Source organism: Phytobacter sp. MRY16-398, assembly GCF_003925915.1.
Classification (GTDB): domain Bacteria; phylum Pseudomonadota; class Gammaproteobacteria; order Enterobacterales; family Enterobacteriaceae; genus Phytobacter; species Phytobacter diazotrophicus.
Genome location: NZ_AP018756.1, coordinates 2,016,290 through 2,034,193, shown reverse-complemented (window position 1 = coordinate 2,034,193; position 17,904 = coordinate 2,016,290). Strand labels below are relative to the sequence as shown.

The following is a 17,904-nucleotide window of genomic DNA, read 5'->3' as shown; positions in this document are numbered from 1 at the left end:
TTAATACTTTTTATTTCTTACCAGGAAATCACAAAACTACCATTACGCCGTTGTTTAACTGCCGCGTAACGACCATGTTTGTTATGTCTGGATATTATTTTCTCGGCCTTGTCTCTATCATCAGGATGCAGGCGTTCTATATTTACAGATGGTTCTTTATTCAGTTTCGCCCTCTGCAATGCATTAAGGCGAATATCGAATTGCACTCTTTCAAACTGTAGGTCGTCAAGGTGTACTTGAATCGCATTATTTACTAACTTCATTCCCTGCATTATTGTGTCAGGAGAAAATCCGGCTTGACCATGTTTTCGACTCAGTCTGGCAGAAATATGATTCGCTCGCTTTAATGTAGAATTTTCATTAGAATCCCTCTTCCAAAAAACATAAATTTCCTTGCCAGACTCTGTATATTGAATGAAATGCTCCTGCACCATAATCAATCCCAGTAGATAATTTTTAGCGTTGAATAATGTTTTCAAACCGGGGAGCAGAGCCTTATGCAAGTCTTGTAGTTCAATTATTCCCGGGGCATCAAGTTTTGGGACGTTAAATGCCCGAGTGAGTTCGTATCTGTTTGTTGCCGTGAATTTCCAGAAATTTTCATTCCCAGACTGCGCGTATGCAATTGCTGCCCTGAGTGTTGCCATTGCTTTATCGAGATCTAAATTCGTTAAAGGTTCGGAGGTGTTGATACGAAACCTGACCTCCGATGTGAACTTTATCAACTCGACTGGGAACATACTTTTTAGCATCAGAAGCTCATGCAGATTTTCTTCATAAGGATCGGTGATATTAAATTTTTTTATATTATCAACGCGATTCAACAAGGCGTCATCAGGAATAGATAAATTTTCAGTAATAGGTTTTATTTGATGCACGACTCTTCTCGTCGAAGGGGCTCGTGTGTAGGTGGGGGAAGATGTTATCGTTGTTGTCCTGTCTTTCTGACTTGGTAAAAATGTCATTCCATGATAATAATCTAATATATTTTCGTAATTGTATCGATACGCTAATACATGAGGCGGATATTGATGTTCTATTTCACCTTCAAAGCCGGAATAATCGGTAAAAAAATCACAAACAGTTTTATAGAGAGATGCTTTGAAATTTATTTCATACTCATCGTAACTATCTGAATCTTGAACAAGATCATCATATTCGGCCATTAATGGCAACCTGATTTTGATCAGGTTTAATTCTGCGATATGCCGGTGTGTTTGTTCGAGGAACTCACTTTCATCTACACCGTAGATTATTAAGTCCAGAACCAGTGATGCCAGATCTTCAACTAACGCATCAAAGCCTTTCTCATAGTAGGATCGGAGTGTTTCTTGCACTGCACGATCCACAGTAAGAATGCGTGAACACTCTTGCGGATATTGCCTGAACAGCGCCAGCTTGTAGATTTCCTGAGCAATAAAATTGGTTACCTCACTAAGCGCATTTTTCCGCATATCTGCTATCAGCTTTGCATTCACCTCATCCTCCAGCGCAACAAGATACTTACGATGCCAACAGTATACCCTTACATTGTGCAATAAATGGGTATTTTTAATGATAAAAAAGTACCACTTTATTGCGCTAAATACTGAACTAGACTTGCAACCATCCTGTCGATTTCGCGGACTTGTGGACGAAACTGGATACGCTGGCCAAAATCTGGTCGATCAAAAAAATGCACAATTTGAGGACGAATGATGAGTAATAATACAGAAATTCATGTATTTACGGATGAAAGCTTGCGGCAACACGATCGCGAAATTGCGATTAAAGTAAATCAAGCAACCGTCACTCATGTTGTACGTAAATTAAATGCCATGAATGCGGGGCAGCAAGTACGTGCCTACTCGAAAGTGGGCCGTGAAGAACTGATGTTTGATGACGCAACACTGGATGAGATCCTCAGCCACGTGAAAAAGTAAAGCATGGTTTGGGTCGATAAGGATACAGGTAACGCCAGGAAGGTTAGTGCAGAAAAGCAAAAACCCGCTTAAGTTGCCTTAAGCGGGTTTTCAAATTTGGCTCCTCTGACTGGACTCGAACCAGTGACATACGGATTAACAGTCCGCCGTTCTACCGACTGAACTACAGAGGAATCGTGTGAACGAGGCGCATATTAACGAGGCCTCCTGCCCTTGTCAAAGGCTGTTTTCACAAAAATGTCCGTTTGCCGATTTATTCTCCACTCTGCGGGAAAATGAAGCGGTTACGTGTGATCTCGCGGTACTTTTGGGTATTTCCACAGCCAACGACCGCTCACCATTCGCCAGTAGAAGAGCGCGCCTCGCACCGCCCAGTCGAGCACCATTCCGAGCCACACGCCGACGACGCCCATGCCAAGCATAATCCCGAGCGTATAGCCCGCCACCACGCGGCAACCCCACATACCGAGCATCGACACCCACATAGCGAAACGGGCATCGCGCGCCCCTTTCTGCCCCGCAGGCAGCACCCAGGAGGCGGCCCAGATCGGCATAAACGCGGCGTTCAGCCAGAGAAGTATCTTGACCACTTCTTTTACATCTTCTTCATGGGTATAGAACGACGCCAGCAGCCCGGCGAAAGGCGCCGTGCCCCACGCGATAAGCGTCAATATAATGGTCGACAGCCAGAACACGTGGCGTAGCTGTCGTTCGGCCTGGCTGCGTTGCCCCTTGCCCAGTCGCTTACCGGTAATGATGGTCGACGCCGAGCCCAGGGCGTTACCGGGCAGGTTAATCAGCGCGGCGACGGAGAAGGCAATAAAGTTACCGGCAATAACGTTGGTCCCCATCCCGGCGACAAACATTTGTGTCAGCAATTTCCCGCCGTTAAACAGCACCGACTCGATACTCGCCGGAATACCAATCCCCATCACTTCCCAGATAATGGCGAAGTTCAGCGGCTTGAAATAGCTTTTCAGCGGGATGCGCAGCGCCGGGTTAAAGCCAATCATCAGTACCCAAATAATGGCAATCGCGCCGATATAACGGGCAATAGTGAGCCCCAGCCCGGCACCGGCAAAACCCAGCCCCGGCCAGGAGAACGCGCCGTAAATCAGGATGCTACTGATAATGATGTTGAGGATGTTCATCCCGCCGTTTATCAACAGCGGAATCTTGGTGTTCCCGGCCCCACGCAGTGCTCCGCTACCGATGAGCGCAATAGCCGCCGCCGGATAACTCAGCACGGTGAGTTCCAGATAGGTCAGCGCCAGCGCTTTGACCTCCGGCGTGGCCGCCCCGGCGATAAAGTCGATGATTTGCGTGCCGAAGTAGTGAATAACCGCCGCCAGAATAATGGAGAACAGGGTCATGATCACCAGCGACTGCCGCGCTGCCGCCCTCGCCCGCTTTTTATCGAGCTTGCCGAGGCTGAATGCCACAACAACGGTGGTCCCGAGGTCAATCGCGGCGAAAAACGACATGATGACCATGTTAAAGCTGTCGGCCAGCCCCACTCCCGCCATGGCTTCTTTACCGAGCCAACTGACAAGGAAGGTACTGAGCACACCCATTAACAGGACGCAGGTGTTTTCGAGGAAGATAGGGATGGCGAGCGGCGTGATTTCGCGCCAGAACAGGACCTTGTAGCTCTTGCGTTTGGCGTACCATGGCGTGCGCATGATAGCCTGGCGTATCGGGGCGACGACGTTCAAAATTGACCTTAGTGAGAAAGATGAAACTTCATTTCAAATGATGGGGTAGAATTCGTGATCCTGCAAAGCATTTCCAAAAAATTGTTGTTAATTACAGCAAACTGCCGTGATTTGCGGCAGTTGCACAAAACCGCCTGAAATCAGGTTTGACAAAAGTTTTTTCGCCGCTAAGATACGACTCCACACCGATTCCTCTGTAGTTCAGTCGGTAGAACGGCGGACTGTTAATCCGTATGTCACTGGTTCGAGTCCAGTCAGAGGAGCCAAATTTAAGAAGCCTGCTTACGAGCAGGCTTTTTGCTTTTTTGGTCCCTGATATTTCTTCTGTACCGAGCGTCGGGCTTTTGGCATTTCGCTTCGATGATGTAACGCTCAGCAAACTTCCCTGCCTTGCCGCAAAATCTCAACTCAGAATGGCTTCCAGTCGGGCCAGCACTTCATTCACGACAGCATCGGGTATACGTTCCAGACGCTTGTCGTTTCGGGCGTCCATATCAATGGTTCTGGGCTGATCGCAGCGAATCACACCCGTGGTTTTCGTTCCCGCACCTTCCAGTGAGACGGCAAAACCCGCCGCTCGGGCAAAGTTTCCGCCACTGGTGACCGGAACAACAACGGGCAAACGGGTGAGTGCATTAAATGACGCGGGAGAAACGATAAGCACTGGACGTTTTCCGCTTTGTTCATGCCCGGTGGTCGGATCCAGTGAGACGAGCCAGATTTCCCCTCTGTCCATTTACAGAAGCTCCTTGCCCGCCGCAGGCCCATCAATCCATTGCCGATCCTCTTCGCTGATTTCGGCGTGCGGATCACACTGCGCCAGCAATTCCTCAAGCGAGTAATGTGGCCGTTTCTGGGGTTCAATAATCAGGCAGCCATTCTCAATGGTCATACCCACTTCGCTATCCGTCGACAGCCCCAGGGTTTTCAATACGGCAGGAGGAACCGCCAGCATGACGGATCCTCCAACCTTTTTAAGGCGAGCGATATACATAGAACACCTCCAAATATTATATTTTAATATAACACCAGAGGCTGCATGTGTGCAATTTGTAGTCAAATTCATGGTGACTGGTGTCCTTACCCTTGCGAAGCCCGATAATCCAGAGGGTGATCGTTGCGGCTGTTTTCAAAGACAGCAGCGTTGCCGATAAGAAAAGGCAATCTCCCCGTTTTTCTCACGTCATAGAGCATGTCGTTCACGCAGTATTGCGGCGCGCATTAAACATGTCCGATAGTAGAAAACGGGTTATACGGTTCAAAGGACTTTGACGAATCAGATAATCAAATTGCGGCGCAGTTTCCATATCCGGGCTGCGCCGGAGAGATATCAGCGATAGCGTGAAGTCCAGATTTTTTCGGGCGCATATCACTAACGCAACGGCGTACAAAAAAACGAGTAGCAGGTCATAGACTTCTACTCATTTTCCAGCCAGTTAATGAAGAACTGAGTGAAGGCGGTAACCGGCAGCGGCTGCAGCCGTCGCTGCGGATAGACAAATTGCAGGCCGACATTTTTTTTATCAAAACGGCTAAAGCCAATAAAACTTTCCGCAAACAGCAGTTGCAGCCTGCCCTGCTCCACATCACGCTTTACATCCCACCATGATTTGCTGGCAATACCCGCATCAGCCAATACCCACTGGCGGAGTAGCGCACCATCGTCGCATACCATGGCTGGGGTAAAACGTAATGCGCTCTGTTTACCATCATGCTCAAAACGCCATTCGTTCATAACCATGCCACGCAGCTCCAGGGCCAGGCATCGGTGGCGGTGTAAGTCCTCAATGGTATTGGGTGTGCCTGCCGCCCGGAGATAATTGGCTGAGGCGACCAGTACCCTATGATTCGGGCGGATATTTCTGACGACCAGGCTGCTGTCTGGCAGGTTTCCGAAGCGAATGCTCATATCCAGACGGTTGGCGACCAGATCTTCGACATTTTCGCCCAGGTACACCGAGCATTTCACTGCCGGATGCTGGCGGGAAAAATCGAGCAGCGCCGGGCTGAGGTACTGTCGGCCAAAATCAGAGGGGGCCGAAATGCGGATATTACCGCTGAGCACCCCTTCTTTTTGGGTAAGCAGCGACTCCGCGTGGCTCATTTCCTCCAGTACACGTAGTGCAGCGTGATAGAACTCCTCACCGGCACGGGTCATCGTAATGGCGCGGGTGGACCGGTGGAATAGCCGGGTCTGATAACGCTCTTCAATCGCCTTTAGTCTGGCGGTCATGGTGGCCGCTGAGAGCCCCATACGGCGACCAGCGGCTGAAAGCCCGCCAGCCTCCACCACTGCAACCAGCAGTGCCATATCTTCGAGCTTTCCCATTATTCAGAAATCCTGAAAAGACAATCATATTTTAATGCCATTATCAAAATATCTCTCGCCACGTAAAGTATTTTCACAGATACATTACGGGGGACAGAAAATGCAAAATCGGACACTTTTTGACAGCTACCACTTAAAGGCTCTGAGCCTGAAAAACCGGATCGTAATGGCACCAATGACCCGGGCGCGGGCGTTACAGCCGGGAAACGTTCCTTCCGCATTAATGGCGGCGTATTACCAGCAGCGCGCCAGCGCGGGTTTGATCATTACCGAAGCCACGCAGATTTCACCGCAGGGCCAGGGATACTCCTGGACGCCAGGTCTGCACTCCGCTGAACAAGTTGAAGGATGGCGATTGAGCGCAGAAGCCGTTCACCGTGCCGGAGGGATTATCTTTTCCCAGCTCTGGCACGTTGGGCGCATGTCATATGCGGGTTTCCATGAGGATGGTAAACCTGTCGCGCCGTCTGCACTCGCGCCCGATGCTCAGGTATGGGTTGTTGATGAGCAGGGGAAAGGACATATGGTTGACTGCCCGCAGCCGCGGGCACTTGAGCATACCGATATTCAGCAGATTATTGCTGATTATCGGCAGGCCGCATTAAACGCCATTAACGCCGGATTTGATGGTGTTGAGGTACATGGCGGTAATGGTTACCTGATCGATCAGTTTCTTCGCCGGACATCGAACAAACGTACCGATGAGTACGGCGGCAGCCTGGCTAACCGGATCCGTTTTGCGCAGGAGGTGCTGGATGCCATCAGCGACGCCATCGGCAATACGCGCACGGGCATACGCCTTTCCCCATTCATCACCCAGCGCGGAATGAACGACCCGCAGGTGACTGAGGCGATCCTCGCGCTGGCTGCATGGTGTGAAAAGAAAGGTATCGCCTATATCCACCTGGCAGAGGCTGACTGGGACGATGCCCCACAGGTACCTGCTGATTTTCGTGAAACTTTACGCGCCACCTTTAGCGGTACCCTTATTGTCGCTGGAAATTATACCCTGAACAAAGTGGACAAACTCCTTAAGGCGGGGCTGGCCGACCTGTTTGCCTTTGGCCGTCCGTTCATTGCCAACCCTGACCTGCCGTACCGGCTCAGGAATAACCTTCCATTAGCGACCATAAGCGATCCCGCCACGCTTTTTGGTGGAAACAGCGCAGGCTATACCGATTACCCATTTTATAAAACTGACGAGACGTAACAGGATGGTGAAAAAACAGTAATCATCGGCGGAGCTTCCGGCATTGGCTTTGCCGTGGCTGGCGCTCTCGCTGAACAGGGAGAAAGCCTAATCCTTGCAGGACGGGACAGCGGAAAGCGGATGCAGGCCAGGGACATCGCAAAAGCTATCTGTTTGTTATGTACAATCCGTTTGTCACCGGAACCCTACTGGATATCGAAGGCGGCGCGCTGATTAACTAATCCTGACGTTACACCCACAGGCTGCTGAAATGCGCCCGAGTCACCTGTTTCCCTTAGGCAACAAAAAGGACATTCTTATGAAAAAGTTGACGCTTTATCCTCAACGACTGGCGGCACTTATGCTTCTACCCATGGCCAGCGCTGTGTTTTCTGCACCGCTTGAACTGGTAAAACCCCATGAATTGATTGCGGAAAGCCAGTTATCTTCCGCACACGTGGCGATGCTTGAAACTGTCGCGAGACGTTACGCAACATTCTGGAATACGGGCGATGAAGCCCTGGCCCGTGAGGCATTGGCCGATAATTTTGTCGATAAGACACCGCCCGAGGGGCGCAAACAGGGACCAGAAGGCGCGCTTCTGGCCTCACGTGCCTTCCGTACCGCCGTCCCGGATCTGAGTTGCGAGGTTGAGCAGATGATCATTGCAGGCGATCGCGTGGTATCGCACCTTCATTTTCGCGGGCATTTCACGGGAACCTTCGGCAAATTGAAAGGTACAGGCCAGAAGGTTGATTTTATCGCGACGGATATCTATCAGGTCAGGAACAATAAAATTATTGCGAACTGGCATCTTGAAGATAACCTGACCCTGATGAAACAACTGGGCGTGTTATAAAATGGCTGCCCGGAGCGGTGATATTGTCAGGCATTTTGGCAAGGGTTGAAATATTTCAATATCCGTCCCTGGCATCTGCACGCCGACACCGCGCAAGGTGGCGATAAATAAGGGGCAGAGGTGCACGCTCTGCTCAATTCTTCGCTCCCAGCTAACGTCCAGACATTTTGCGCATACAACCTATTATTCGACCTCGCCGATGATCATTCCTCTCTTCTCGCCTATTATTGCCAACGTCAAGCAAAGGAACCCACCACATGGACACCCGCCAGCTCAAACAAGCCTACGCACACCTCGTTGCCGGTAAATATTATAAGGTGGCGAAAACCTTCGTCGATTACGACGGAGCCACCCGTTTTGAAGGTGAAGTCTGGAAGTTTGTTGGTTCCAGTTTTTTGGCGTATGAAAGTGGGCTGTCGCTGTTTTTCAAAATCAAAGGAAAGGTCGTGCAGGTGAGATTACAGGCTATCCCGGAAGAACAAAGCCATATCACTGAACATCTCGACCAGTATTTTGTTGAACATAACCCGTGGTGGCAGTTCTGGTGATACGTCGCGCCGCAGAGTGATAATAAAACGCGATGAAGAACGGGTTGCGACGCACGTGATAACCTCTTATTTTGAAGACATTTCTTCCCCATTGAGGGGCAATATTGCGTCAGCTAACGAGGGAAAATGGAACGCTTGTTTGTCTACGGGACACTACGTCCGGGTCACTCTAATGCTTATATTCTGGAAAACATTGGTGGTGAATGGCTGCCGGGTTATGTGACGGGCACGTTTTATGAACGCGGCTGGGGTGCAGCAGCGGATTTTCCGGGGATTGTGTTACACAAAAACGGGCCGCAGGTTCAGGGTTACCTGTTTACCTCAGATAATCTTGAGGCGCACTGGCCAATGCTGGATGAATTTGAAGATGGCTACGATCGCGTTGAGGTTGACGTCATCACCACAAATGGTGAGCAGCTCAGCGCATGGATTTATCAGCTACAACCGCAAACGCAGCCGTAAGCGATGTGAATGTAACGCCTCGCCTGTTTGCACAGTGCGAGGCGTTATTGCTTTTTAATCGCGCCAGCCCATCGCTGGAGCAACATGTTTCAGAATGGACTCAATCACATGCACGTTGTACTCCACGCCCAGTTGATTCGGCACCGTCAGCAATAAGGTGTCTGCTTCGGCAATCGCCTCATCCTGTTTCAACTGTTCAACAAGCTTGTCCGGCTCGGCGGCAAAGCTGCGCCCGAAAATCGCTCGGGTTTTCTCGTCGAGGAAACCGACTTTATCGCTGTCATCACGGCCTGAGCCGAAATACATCCGGTCCCGATCGTTCATCAGGGCAAAAATACTGCGGCTGACCGAAACGCGTGGCGTACGGGAGTGCCCCGCTTCCGCCCAGGCTTCTCGATAGGCGCGGATCTGTTTTGCCTGCTGAATGTGGAACGGCTCGCCGGTTTCATCATCTTTCAACGTCGAGCTTTGCAGGTTCATCCCCAGCTTCGCCGCCCATACTGCGGTGGCGTTAGAGCCTGCGCCCCACCAGATACGCTCACGCAGCCCGTCGGAAAAAGGCTCAGGACGCAGCAAGCCCGGCGGGTTTGGGAACATCGGTTGCGGATTGGGTTTCGCGAAACCTTCACCGCGCAGCACATCCAGCAGCACTTCAGTGTGGCGACGTGCCATATCTGACTCGTTTTCCCCCTCAGAGGGGACGTAGCCAAAGTAGCGCCAGCCATCAATAACCTGCTCCGGGGAGCCACGGCTGATGCCCAGTTGCAAACGCCCACCGGAGATCAAATCGGCCGCACCCGCGTCTTCTGCCATATAGAGCGGGTTCTCGTAGCGCATGTCGATAACGCCCGTGCCAATTTCAATGTTGCTCGTTTTCGCCCCAATTGCCGCCAGCAGCGGGAACGGCGAGCTTAACTGGCGCGCAAAATGGTGCACCCTGAAATAAGCGCCATCGGCTCCGAGTTCTTCGGCGGCAACCGCCAGATCGATGGATTGCAGCAGCGCGTCAGCGGCCGAACGGGTTCCCGACTGCGGCGACGGCGTCCAGTGACCAAATGACAAAAATCCAATCTTCTTCATGACGTGGGTCCTTATTCTCAGGGATATGTCGGCAGCAAATAACCTCACTGCCTTTGATGGTCACTACTCTACGCATTACCCGATGAGAATAAATATCGTTTGTTTAACATAATGCATCAAATTAATTGACTAACCTGCGGGAAACCGCTTATTTCACATTCAACAACGCCGCTTCCATCAGTTCCCCCAGCTTCGCTCGCGCACCGGTATCTGCCACATTCCCGTGCCCGTGCGCCAGCATAATCCCCAGATTGCCCGGCGATGGCAGCGTACTTCCCGCTACGCGAAGATGAACGGGCATCCCGACACGCGTGCGTAGCGTGATGCCGAGCCCCGCCTGCACCGCCGCCCAGATACCGCTCAGACTGTGGCTGACAAACACCACGCGCCAGGGAATACCCGCCCGATCCAGGCAGGCGATGGCGCGTGAGCGCATCAGGCACGGGTTGTCAAACATCACCAGCGGCAATGGCTCGCCCTGTGCCAGCAGCGCGCTAATATCCATTTCCGGATGCTGTATCCACTCAAGCTGACACTGGCCGAGAAGTTTCCCCTCGCGCGGGCTGTTTTCCGATTGCCACAAAAGTGCCATATCCAGGGCGTCGTCATCCAGCGCCGAGAGCAGCGCCTGATTGCGATCCACCCGGGCGATGATCCGCAGCCCCGGATGGTGGCGCCTGAACTCGCCCAGAATGCCGGGCATCAGCGATTCGCCAAAGTCTTCCTGCATACCAATACGGATCTCCCCCTGTAGCAGCTCGCCTTTCAATGCCCGCTGCGCCTCGTCATTAAGCGCCAGCAGACGACGGGCGTAGCCCATCAGGATCTCGCCATTGCGGGTTAATGCCAGGTGGCGGCCCTGCTTCATCACCAGTTCGGCATCGCACTGCTGTTCCAGCTTTTTAAGCTGTGCGCTTACCGCTGAGGTCGAGCGGCACAAGCGGCTTGCCGCCAGCGCAAAGCTGCCGCACTCAATGCCGGTTACAAAACTGCGCAGCGCGTCGAGGTCGAGCGTTAAGGGAAGTTTGTCCATTATCGTCCTGAAATACGGGATGGTTAGTCGTGGATAATTTGATTTTCAGGACGAAACTATGACGCCAGAATCGCTTCACTGTCAATACGGAGAGAAAACCATGGCTAAATCCCTCGATCGTGAAACCCTGGCCCGCGTTGCGCCGAAGCTGGCCGAACTGAGTCAGGACGTGCTGTTCAATGATATCTGGCAACGGGAGGCGCTTTCTCCACGCGAGCGCAGCCTGGTCACACTGGGTGCGCTGACGGCGCTGGGCCGCGTGCAGCAGCTTCCCTGGCATATTAATTTCGCACGGCAAAATGGCCTGAGCCGTGAAGAGATAGCCGAAGCCTTCACCCACCTGGCGTTCTACGCGGGCTGGCCTGCGGCGGTGTCCGCCCTCGGTTGTCTGGAAGAGGAGTAAGCGTATGCCCTTCACCCGTATCACTTTGCGCCAGGGGTATAGCGACGCGCAGATCACGCAGATTTCCGACATCCTGCAGCAGACGTTGGAGGACGAATTTTCCGTTCCGTCCGGTGACCGTTTTCAGGTATTTGAAGCGCTACCGGTCAACCAGCGCGTGTTTGACCGCCACTATAAAAGCGGCGGGCGCAGCGATAATTTCATTCAGTTTCATATTCTCGCGGGGAAACCCCGCACGCCTGAGCAGAAGCAAAATCTCTGCCGCGTACTCTGCCAACGGCTACAAAGCGCGCTGAATATTCACCCGGATGATGTGATGGTGATGATCCAGTTTAATACCGCCGACGAATGGAGTTTCAGCCAGGGTCGGTTGTTGTCGGAGGAGGCGTGATGATTGTGATGCAATACCGCTTTACTCTGCCTGCCGACTACGACATGGCGGTGATTGAGACACGCATCCGGGAGAACGGCGCGAAACTGGACGGTTTCCCTGGCCTGCTGGTTAAGGCGTATCTCTTTTCCCGGCGTGAGGACGCGCATTGCGCTGAGAATCGCTATGCGCCGCTGTATGTCTGGAGAAATCCCGAAGCGATGGCGCGTTTTTTACAGAGCTCCGGCTTTAAAAAGCTGACAGAGGATTTTGGCTGGCCGCAAATTGATACCTGGCTGGCGCTGCATCTGCCCGATATTAATGAGGTGCGCAATGCTGCCTGGCTGTCGATGAGAAAGCAGCCAATTACTGCACACAGTAACCTGGCGACCCTGGCGCTGGAGGGGCAACTTTGCGCGTGGGATGTGAGCCGCTGGCAAGGGTTGCAAGTGTATCCTGGCGCTGCGCCGCAGGCGGATTGCGAGAATTACCGGGTTGGGTATGTGGCGGCAGGCGGATAAGCAAGGCGGCATATCAGTACAGTTATCGTCATGAATAGCGAGCCTTTCGGCCTTAGTTCGTCTCTTTGCCCTCGTATGTGTCTGTTACAATTTTATAATGTCTCAATTTCGCGCTCAGTCCCAGGGAGCGTCAATAAAATTAATCATCAGGAGATACGGGAAACACATGGAATATTATCGCACGAAGACAATGCATCAATACTACCGGGATGTTTATACTGTTCAATTGAAAATATCAGAAACGGGTAACTTACCCTTGATGAAAATAATTGAGTTTACGTATCTCCGCTCCCTGGATTTATTCTCGCTTTATCAAAATATACTTTCTATTGACTCAGGCCTCCCGGAAAAGCATGACAAGGGTCTAAAGAAAATACTATTAGCCATTGGCATGTCGAATCTTGCATTAGATAATGTCTGGCATGGACAACAGACCAAACTCCCACAAGATTATATTACTTCCATTAAAAATTGCATTCTTGCCGCACTGGAATACCACCCAAATCTCGAATATCTGGAAATAGCTATCAAAGTATTATTTCGTGTGGGCGATATTGAAAGCGTTATTGAACTGGTAAGCAAAAACAGTGAACACTTGCTGCATTCTCCGGACATTCTCAAGATTATGTTGCTCATTTCGAACATTGAAGAGAATTATGAAGATGCTTTAGCGTTGGTAAAAATACTGATAGCGGACCCTGATCTAATTGGTGAAGACCCGTTAGCGCTGCTTATGACTGTGTCTACCATTTACAAGAACGGTGGTATTCCGGAAGACTATATCGACTTCAAAAGCTTATTTAACAACAACCTAACCATTCCTCAGGATGAATATATTATTGCCATACCACCAGCAAAAGCGAACGAAAATACTACTATTTTGGTTTGCTGTGACCTTGGGTATTACGAAAAACATGCTATTCATCTGATGCGTTCTATTTATCATACCAATAAGGGTGAATTAAATCTCCATTTCCATATCTATAATATAAACAATGATATCCTTACAGACATCAAAAAATATGCAAACAGATTCCCGGAATTGAATATTTCATGTACATCAGAGGTTGTCGCACAAGACGAAAATAAAAAAACCGCTTACGCATCCAAGCGATTTATTTTCGCTGAGCATGCTCTAAAGTTATTGTCAACACCGGTGTTAATTGTCGATGCAGACAGTTTAATTCGTAAACCATGGAAAGAGATTAGTAATTGGGTTGAAGATAATGATCTATTGGTAAACAAACCTGAAGTGTCTCCCTTCTGGGAAAGTATTATCGGTGGATTCGTGTGGTTGGGTGGCAAAGAGCAGTCGACAAGTTATATCAAAAAAGTGTCCCTCTTTTTGCGCAGCAACTTTGCTCAGGGCAATTACCCATGGTTTATCGACCAGGTCGCATTAAGTGCCGTGATGCACGAAATGGAAAAAAAACAGCCAGTTCGCAGCATTCCTACTGAGTGGGTTTTTGATATCAGGCACAACGAGCAAAGTTTTGCCTGGTCTGTCACCACAATTAAAAAAGGGAATAAAAAATATGAAGCATATCAAGCATTTCTAGAGAAACAGTATCCTGCTTAAGCAACCCTACTACATAAAAACCTCAATAGCGTAACACCATTCCCTTAAGATGTTTTGAGCGTAAGGGATACAGATTTTTGTAATTCGAACGGCCCTTTCTTTGGGCTGTTTTCTCTTTCATAGCGGGATAACTGTGATTTCCTCCCTGAACACAGCGCCAGATTAAGCAGCAAAACGAGGGAATTTCTGATGTGCCATCAACTGTAAAGAGCCGCAGATCTTGCCAAAGGCCATTCTTATTCTCCTGTTGAGTCCAGGGCACAACCATCGACATGAACAGTTCATGAAACAGTTCACCGATGAGCCGGGCCATGGAACTGGCGGAGGAAACGGCCAAAGTACATGCCCACAATCAGCCATACCACGAGTTTTCAGGGGAACTTAAGTTTACGGATACTGGCCTTATTAGCGGAATCAAGCATTGATAAATCCGCTTAGGGGGAAAGGCATGCTGAAAACAGGAAAGTAAAGCGTGTTCAGCCCAGGTCTGCGTATCGTCAAGCCAGATCGAAAGCGTAAAAAACCACCTGCATAGCAGGTGGCATTGATTTCGCCCCATAGGAGCGCACTAAGTCCAGACTCAGAGAGCCTTCCCTTCACACTTCTTTCAGTGGAAGCTGGCTCTCTTCAACTTCCTGTGTTTCCTGATACTTCACGTACTTTCTTATCATTTCTTCGTTTATACCTACGCTATCGACACAATAACCTCTTGCCCAAAAATGATTCCCCCACAGCTTGTTCTTACGCAAGTTGGGAAATTTACTGAACAATCGAAGGGCTGTTTTACCCTTTAAGTGCCCTATTACATGGGAAATCGAAAGCCGTGGAGGCACTTTTACCAGCAAATGGACATGGTCTATCTGGACATTCAGCTCCACTACTTCTATCCCGAGCTGCTCACTTGAGATCCTTATCTGCTTATAGACCTCTTTTCCAACATTGTTCCTAAGGATGCGAAATCGGTACTTGGGTGTCCATACGATATGATATTGACAACACCAGAGCGCATGAGATGCTTTCTGGAATCTACTCATGGTTAAATCCTTATCAGTTATGTGGATAAAAGATTCGGATTTTCCCATGAGTAGCATTACTGGCAGAGCCAACTTATTGCTGACCACCTCCATAGGAGGTGGTGTTCATGCAGGGATAAAAAACCCCGCCGGAGCGGGGTTTTGAGTTACAGCCAACAGGTTACGCTTTGGCGCGACTGGCAATGATATCGTCCGCCACATTGCGCGGGGCTTCCGCGTAATGGTGGAACTCCATGCTGTAGGTCGCGCGGCCCTGCGACATGGAACGCAGCGTGGTGGAGTAACCAAACATCTCCGCCAGCGGCACGTCAGCGCGGATAATCTGGCTACCGAAGCGCTCTTCCATGCCCTGCACCATCCCGCGACGGGAAGAGAGATCGCCCATGATATTCCCGGCGTACTCTTCCGGCGTTTCCACTTCCACATGCATAATCGGCTCAAGGATCGCCGGGTCCGCTTTGCGCGCGCCATCTTTAAAACCGAAGATCGCCGCCATACGGAAGGCCATTTCCGAGGAGTCGACGTCGTGATACGAACCAAATGTCAGGGTCGCTTTTACGTCCACCATCGGATAACCCGCCAGCACGCCGTTGTTCATGGCTTCGCGCAGCCCTTTTTCCACAGACGGAATGTACTCGCGCGGCACCACGCCGCCTTTGGTGGCATCTTCAAACACGAAGCCACTGCCCGGCTCCAGCGGTTCAAGGCTCAGCACAACATGTCCGTACTGCCCTTTACCGCCGGACTGGCGCACAAATTTCCCTTCAATCTCTTTCACCGCTTTACGCAGTGTCTCGCGGTAAGTGACCTGCGGACGCCCAATATTCGCTTCCACGCCAAACTCACGTTTCATACGGTCGACGATAATTTCCAGGTGTAACTCACCCATCCCGGAAATAATGGTCTGCCCGGACTCTTCGTCAGTGTGCAGACGGAACGACGGGTCTTCAGACGCCAGGCGCTGTAAGGCGATACCCATTTTTTCCTGGTCCGCTTTGGTTTTCGGCTCAATCGCCAGCGAAATCACCGGCTCCGGAAACTCCATGCGCTCCAGGGTTATCACCGCATCCGGATCGCTCAGGGTGTCGCCGGTGGTCACATCTTTTAGCCCCACACAGGCGGCAATATCGCCCGCCCGCAGCTCGTCGACTTCATGGCGATCGTTGGCATGCATCTGCACGATACGACCAATACGCTCTTTTTTACCTTTCACCGGGTTCCATACCGCGTCGCCTTTTTTCAGCACGCCGGAATAGACACGGATAAAGGTCAGTTGACCCACGTACGGGTCGGTCATCAGTTTGAACGCCAGAGCCGAGAACGGCTCATCATCGTTCGGATGACGTTGCGCAGGCTGGCCTTTTTCGTCCACGCCCTGAATCGCCGGAATATCCAGCGGCGACGGCATCAGCTCAATCACCGCGTCGAGCATGCGCTGCACACCTTTGTTTTTAAAGGCGCTACCGCACAGCATCGGCTGGATTTCCCCGGCCACGGTGCGTTTACGCAGCCCGGCGATGATTTCCGCTTCGTCCAGATCGCCCGTTTCCAGATATTTGTCCATCAGCTCATCGCTGGCTTCGGCCGCCGCAGAGACCATTTTTTCACGCCACTCCTGGGCGGTGACCAGCAAATCATCCGGCACAGGCGCATAGCTAAAGGTCATACCCTGTGTGGCGTCGTCCCAGACAATAGCGCGCATTTTGATGAGGTCCACCACACCGGTGAAATGCTCTTCCGCACCGATAGGGATAACAATCGGCACCGGGTTCGCTTTCAGGCGGTCAATCATCATCTGCACCACGCGGAAGAAATCCGCGCCGGGGCGGTCCATTTTGTTGACGAACGCCAGGCGCGGCACATGGTATTTGTTGGCCTGCCGCCAGACGGTTTCCGACTGCGGTTGTACGCCGCCAACGGAGTCATAAACCATCACTGCGCCATCCAGTACACGCATGGAACGTTCCACTTCAATGGTGAAATCCACGTGCCCTGGGGTGTCGATGATATTGATGCGATGCGGCTCATAACCTCTGTCCATACCTGGCCAGAAGCAGCTTACCGCCGCGGACGTAATGGTAATCCCGCGCTCTTGCTCCTGTTCCATCCAGTCGGTTGTTGCCGCGCCATCGTGTACTTCACCCAGTTTGTGGCTCATCCCGGTGTAAAACAGGATGCGTTCTGTGGTTGTCGTTTTACCGGCATCGATGTGCGCGGAGATACCGATGTTGCGATAACGTTCGAGGGGGATGGGTCGGGGCATGATGCGTCCTTAGTCAGTTTGACAATAAATGGCCGATATGGCCGGTTAGGTTTCGCAAACTATAATAGTCCAATTGTACGAGTATTCTAGTACTATTTTTAAATTTTGCGCTATCATTGAGATTGTTGGTCCTGATGCATGGCGCATAGCCGTGCCTGTACGCATCGGGTATATTACCGGCCAGCCGCCGATACGGGCTGCTGCTCATGATGAGCAGAGCAACCGCCGACTCAGGAAAACTATGATTGCGAACCACCCCGATACCGAACAAATATTGCTGGAAAACGTCCTTTTCGCCCTTGGTAACCCTTTGCGTCTGGCGATGATCAAGCGGCTCGCCGATGGCAGTGAGTTGAGTTGCAATGCGTTGCGCCCGGAGGATGTGGCAAAGTCCACCATGACCCATCACTGGCGCGTGCTGCGCGACAGCGGCGTGGTCTGGCAGCGTCCGCAGGGGCGGGAAAATATGATTTCGTTACGCAGGGAAGACCTGGACGCCCGTTTTCCTGGGCTGCTGGATACGTTGTTGCAGGTGATGCAGGCGGGAAGGTAAGCCCCCCCTCCCCTAAGGAGAGGGACGCGAACACGTCATGTAGC

20 protein-coding genes, 2 tRNA genes and 1 pseudogene are annotated in these 17,904 nt (G+C 51.2%); 11 read left to right on the top strand and 12 right to left on the bottom strand.

The window, feature by feature from the left end; translation table 11 throughout:
- Positions 1-17: 17 nt before the first annotated feature.
- Positions 18-1,478 carry a hypothetical protein gene (locus tag MRY16398_RS09715; protein WP_125124241.1) on the bottom strand — a complete coding sequence of 487 codons (1,461 nt, stop codon included), beginning with the start codon at positions 1,476-1,478 and terminating at the stop codon, positions 18-20.
- A gap of 216 nt (positions 1,479-1,694) precedes the next feature.
- Here MRY16398_RS09715 and MRY16398_RS09710 point away from each other — a divergent pair, with 216 nt between their 5' ends.
- A complete protein-coding gene (locus MRY16398_RS09710; RefSeq protein ID WP_125124240.1) occupies positions 1,695-1,922 on the top strand; it encodes a hypothetical protein in 228 nt (75 codons plus the stop codon).
- A 97-nt stretch (positions 1,923-2,019) separates the two neighbouring features.
- Here the strand turns inward: MRY16398_RS09710 and MRY16398_RS09705 are convergent.
- The 3 genes from MRY16398_RS09705 to MRY16398_RS31255 form a co-directional block, all read right to left on the bottom strand.
- Positions 2,020-2,095: transfer RNA gene (locus MRY16398_RS09705), tRNA-Asn, on the bottom strand.
- A 111-nt stretch (positions 2,096-2,206) separates the two neighbouring features.
- Positions 2,207-3,640, bottom strand: a complete 1,434-nt coding sequence (locus MRY16398_RS09700) for an EmmdR/YeeO family multidrug/toxin efflux MATE transporter (protein WP_103245488.1) — start codon at positions 3,638-3,640, stop codon at positions 2,207-2,209.
- A gap of 88 nt (positions 3,641-3,728) precedes the next feature.
- Positions 3,729-3,821 carry a DUF5951 family protein gene (locus MRY16398_RS31255; protein WP_222556193.1) on the bottom strand — a complete coding sequence of 31 codons (93 nt, stop codon included), beginning with the start codon at positions 3,819-3,821 and terminating at the stop codon, positions 3,729-3,731.
- A 6-nt stretch (positions 3,822-3,827) separates the two neighbouring features.
- Between MRY16398_RS31255 and MRY16398_RS09695 the strand changes: the two genes are divergently transcribed.
- Positions 3,828-3,903 (top strand) — tRNA-Asn (locus MRY16398_RS09695).
- Between the two features lie 137 nt (positions 3,904-4,040).
- Here the strand turns inward: MRY16398_RS09695 and MRY16398_RS09690 are convergent.
- The 3 genes from MRY16398_RS09690 to MRY16398_RS09680 form a co-directional block, all read right to left on the bottom strand.
- The gene (locus MRY16398_RS09690; RefSeq protein WP_125124239.1) at positions 4,041-4,373 is read right to left on the bottom strand and encodes a type II toxin-antitoxin system PemK/MazF family toxin; all 333 of its coding nucleotides are present in this window, start codon (positions 4,371-4,373) and stop codon (positions 4,041-4,043) included.
- On the bottom strand, positions 4,374-4,631 hold the full coding sequence (locus MRY16398_RS09685) for an AbrB/MazE/SpoVT family DNA-binding domain-containing protein (RefSeq protein ID WP_125124238.1): 258 nt from the start codon (positions 4,629-4,631) through the stop codon (positions 4,374-4,376). It lies immediately after the preceding gene.
- Between the two features lie 423 nt (positions 4,632-5,054).
- Positions 5,055-5,966: a LysR family transcriptional regulator gene (locus MRY16398_RS09680; protein ID WP_125124237.1), complete on the bottom strand. Its 912-nt coding sequence runs from the start codon at positions 5,964-5,966 to the stop codon at positions 5,055-5,057.
- Between the two features lie 100 nt (positions 5,967-6,066).
- Between MRY16398_RS09680 and MRY16398_RS09675 the strand changes: the two genes are divergently transcribed.
- The 4 genes from MRY16398_RS09675 to MRY16398_RS09655 all read left to right on the top strand — a co-directional run bounded on the left by MRY16398_RS09675 (position 6,067) and on the right by MRY16398_RS09655 (position 9,024).
- A complete protein-coding gene (locus MRY16398_RS09675) occupies positions 6,067-7,176 on the top strand; it encodes an alkene reductase (RefSeq protein WP_125124236.1) in 1,110 nt (369 codons plus the stop codon).
- A 298-nt stretch (positions 7,177-7,474) separates the two neighbouring features.
- The gene (locus MRY16398_RS09665) at positions 7,475-8,014 is read left to right on the top strand and encodes an ester cyclase (protein ID WP_079496546.1); all 540 of its coding nucleotides are present in this window, start codon (positions 7,475-7,477) and stop codon (positions 8,012-8,014) included.
- A 257-nt stretch (positions 8,015-8,271) separates the two neighbouring features.
- Positions 8,272-8,562 carry a DUF3601 domain-containing protein gene (locus MRY16398_RS09660; protein ID WP_079496374.1) on the top strand — a complete coding sequence of 97 codons (291 nt, stop codon included), beginning with the start codon at positions 8,272-8,274 and terminating at the stop codon, positions 8,560-8,562.
- Between the two features lie 126 nt (positions 8,563-8,688).
- Positions 8,689-9,024: a gamma-glutamylcyclotransferase family protein gene (locus tag MRY16398_RS09655; RefSeq protein WP_041851877.1), complete on the top strand. Its 336-nt coding sequence runs from the start codon at positions 8,689-8,691 to the stop codon at positions 9,022-9,024.
- A 54-nt stretch (positions 9,025-9,078) separates the two neighbouring features.
- On the opposite strand, the gene MRY16398_RS09650 is transcribed toward MRY16398_RS09655, so the two are convergent.
- Together MRY16398_RS09650 and MRY16398_RS09645 are read right to left on the bottom strand one after the other, a co-directional pair.
- A complete protein-coding gene (locus MRY16398_RS09650; RefSeq protein ID WP_079496373.1) occupies positions 9,079-10,104 on the bottom strand; it encodes an LLM class flavin-dependent oxidoreductase in 1,026 nt (341 codons plus the stop codon).
- A gap of 148 nt (positions 10,105-10,252) precedes the next feature.
- Positions 10,253-11,137 (bottom strand): LysR substrate-binding domain-containing protein, encoded by an 885-nt coding sequence (locus MRY16398_RS09645; RefSeq protein WP_079496372.1) that lies wholly within the window; start codon positions 11,135-11,137, stop codon positions 10,253-10,255.
- Positions 11,138-11,237: 100 nt separating this feature from the next.
- Here MRY16398_RS09645 and MRY16398_RS09640 point away from each other — a divergent pair, with 100 nt between their 5' ends.
- The 4 genes from MRY16398_RS09640 (at position 11,238) to MRY16398_RS09625 (ending at position 14,010) form a co-directional block, all read left to right on the top strand.
- Positions 11,238-11,540, top strand: a complete 303-nt coding sequence (locus MRY16398_RS09640; protein WP_079496371.1) for a carboxymuconolactone decarboxylase family protein — start codon at positions 11,238-11,240, stop codon at positions 11,538-11,540.
- 4 nt (positions 11,541-11,544) lie between these two features.
- Complete coding sequence (locus MRY16398_RS09635; RefSeq protein ID WP_041851880.1) at positions 11,545-11,931, top strand: tautomerase family protein; 387 nt, start codon at positions 11,545-11,547, stop codon at positions 11,929-11,931.
- A complete protein-coding gene (locus tag MRY16398_RS09630; RefSeq protein ID WP_125124235.1) occupies positions 11,931-12,431 on the top strand; it encodes a DUF4865 family protein in 501 nt (166 codons plus the stop codon). Before MRY16398_RS09635 ends, MRY16398_RS09630 begins: the two co-directional genes overlap by 1 nt.
- Before the next feature lie 166 nt (positions 12,432-12,597).
- Positions 12,598-14,010 (top strand): hypothetical protein, encoded by a 1,413-nt coding sequence (locus MRY16398_RS09625; protein ID WP_125124234.1) that lies wholly within the window; start codon positions 12,598-12,600, stop codon positions 14,008-14,010.
- Between the two features lie 190 nt (positions 14,011-14,200).
- Here the strand turns inward: MRY16398_RS09625 and MRY16398_RS30885 are convergent.
- From MRY16398_RS30885 to fusA, 3 genes and pseudogenes are all read right to left on the bottom strand, one after another.
- Positions 14,201-14,569 (bottom strand): annotated as a pseudogene (locus tag MRY16398_RS30885) (transposase domain-containing protein); the annotation flags it as partial.
- A 37-nt stretch (positions 14,570-14,606) separates the two neighbouring features.
- Entirely contained in the window at positions 14,607-15,044 is a 438-nt protein-coding gene (tnpA, locus tag MRY16398_RS09620) for an IS200/IS605 family transposase (RefSeq protein ID WP_125124233.1), read from the bottom strand.
- Between the two features lie 160 nt (positions 15,045-15,204).
- Entirely contained in the window at positions 15,205-17,307 is a 2,103-nt protein-coding gene (gene fusA / locus MRY16398_RS09615) for an elongation factor G (protein ID WP_125124232.1), read from the bottom strand.
- Between the two features lie 241 nt (positions 17,308-17,548).
- Between fusA and MRY16398_RS09610 the strand changes: the two genes are divergently transcribed.
- On the top strand, positions 17,549-17,860 hold the full coding sequence (locus tag MRY16398_RS09610) for an ArsR/SmtB family transcription factor (RefSeq protein WP_041851883.1): 312 nt from the start codon (positions 17,549-17,551) through the stop codon (positions 17,858-17,860).
- Positions 17,861-17,904 lie beyond the last annotated feature (44 nt).

Bases quoted from the DNA above. Each gene is read 5' to 3' on its own strand.
- MRY16398_RS09710 (WP_125124240.1), top strand. From the start codon at position 1,695: ATGATGAGTAATAATACAGAAATTCATGTATTTACGGATGAAAGCTTG.
- MRY16398_RS09690 (WP_125124239.1), bottom strand. From the start codon at position 4,373: ATGGACAGAGGGGAAATCTGGCTCGTCTCACTGGATCCGACCACCGGG.
- MRY16398_RS09685 (WP_125124238.1), bottom strand. From the start codon at position 4,631: ATGTATATCGCTCGCCTTAAAAAGGTTGGAGGATCCGTCATGCTGGCG.
- MRY16398_RS09680 (WP_125124237.1), bottom strand. From the start codon at position 5,966: ATGGGAAAGCTCGAAGATATGGCACTGCTGGTTGCAGTGGTGGAGGCT.
- MRY16398_RS09675 (WP_125124236.1), top strand. From the start codon at position 6,067: ATGCAAAATCGGACACTTTTTGACAGCTACCACTTAAAGGCTCTGAGC.
- MRY16398_RS09665 (WP_079496546.1), top strand. From the start codon at position 7,475: ATGAAAAAGTTGACGCTTTATCCTCAACGACTGGCGGCACTTATGCTT.
- MRY16398_RS09660 (WP_079496374.1), top strand. From the start codon at position 8,272: ATGGACACCCGCCAGCTCAAACAAGCCTACGCACACCTCGTTGCCGGT.
- MRY16398_RS09655 (WP_041851877.1), top strand. From the start codon at position 8,689: ATGGAACGCTTGTTTGTCTACGGGACACTACGTCCGGGTCACTCTAAT.
- MRY16398_RS09650 (WP_079496373.1), bottom strand. From the start codon at position 10,104: ATGAAGAAGATTGGATTTTTGTCATTTGGTCACTGGACGCCGTCGCCG.
- MRY16398_RS09645 (WP_079496372.1), bottom strand. From the start codon at position 11,137: ATGGACAAACTTCCCTTAACGCTCGACCTCGACGCGCTGCGCAGTTTT.
- MRY16398_RS09640 (WP_079496371.1), top strand. From the start codon at position 11,238: ATGGCTAAATCCCTCGATCGTGAAACCCTGGCCCGCGTTGCGCCGAAG.
- MRY16398_RS09635 (WP_041851880.1), top strand. From the start codon at position 11,545: ATGCCCTTCACCCGTATCACTTTGCGCCAGGGGTATAGCGACGCGCAG.
- MRY16398_RS09630 (WP_125124235.1), top strand. From the start codon at position 11,931: ATGATTGTGATGCAATACCGCTTTACTCTGCCTGCCGACTACGACATG.
- MRY16398_RS09625 (WP_125124234.1), top strand. From the start codon at position 12,598: ATGGAATATTATCGCACGAAGACAATGCATCAATACTACCGGGATGTT.
- tnpA (WP_125124233.1), bottom strand. From the start codon at position 15,044: ATGAGTAGATTCCAGAAAGCATCTCATGCGCTCTGGTGTTGTCAATAT.
- fusA (WP_125124232.1), bottom strand. From the start codon at position 17,307: ATGCCCCGACCCATCCCCCTCGAACGTTATCGCAACATCGGTATCTCC.
- MRY16398_RS09610 (WP_041851883.1), top strand. From the start codon at position 17,549: ATGATTGCGAACCACCCCGATACCGAACAAATATTGCTGGAAAACGTC.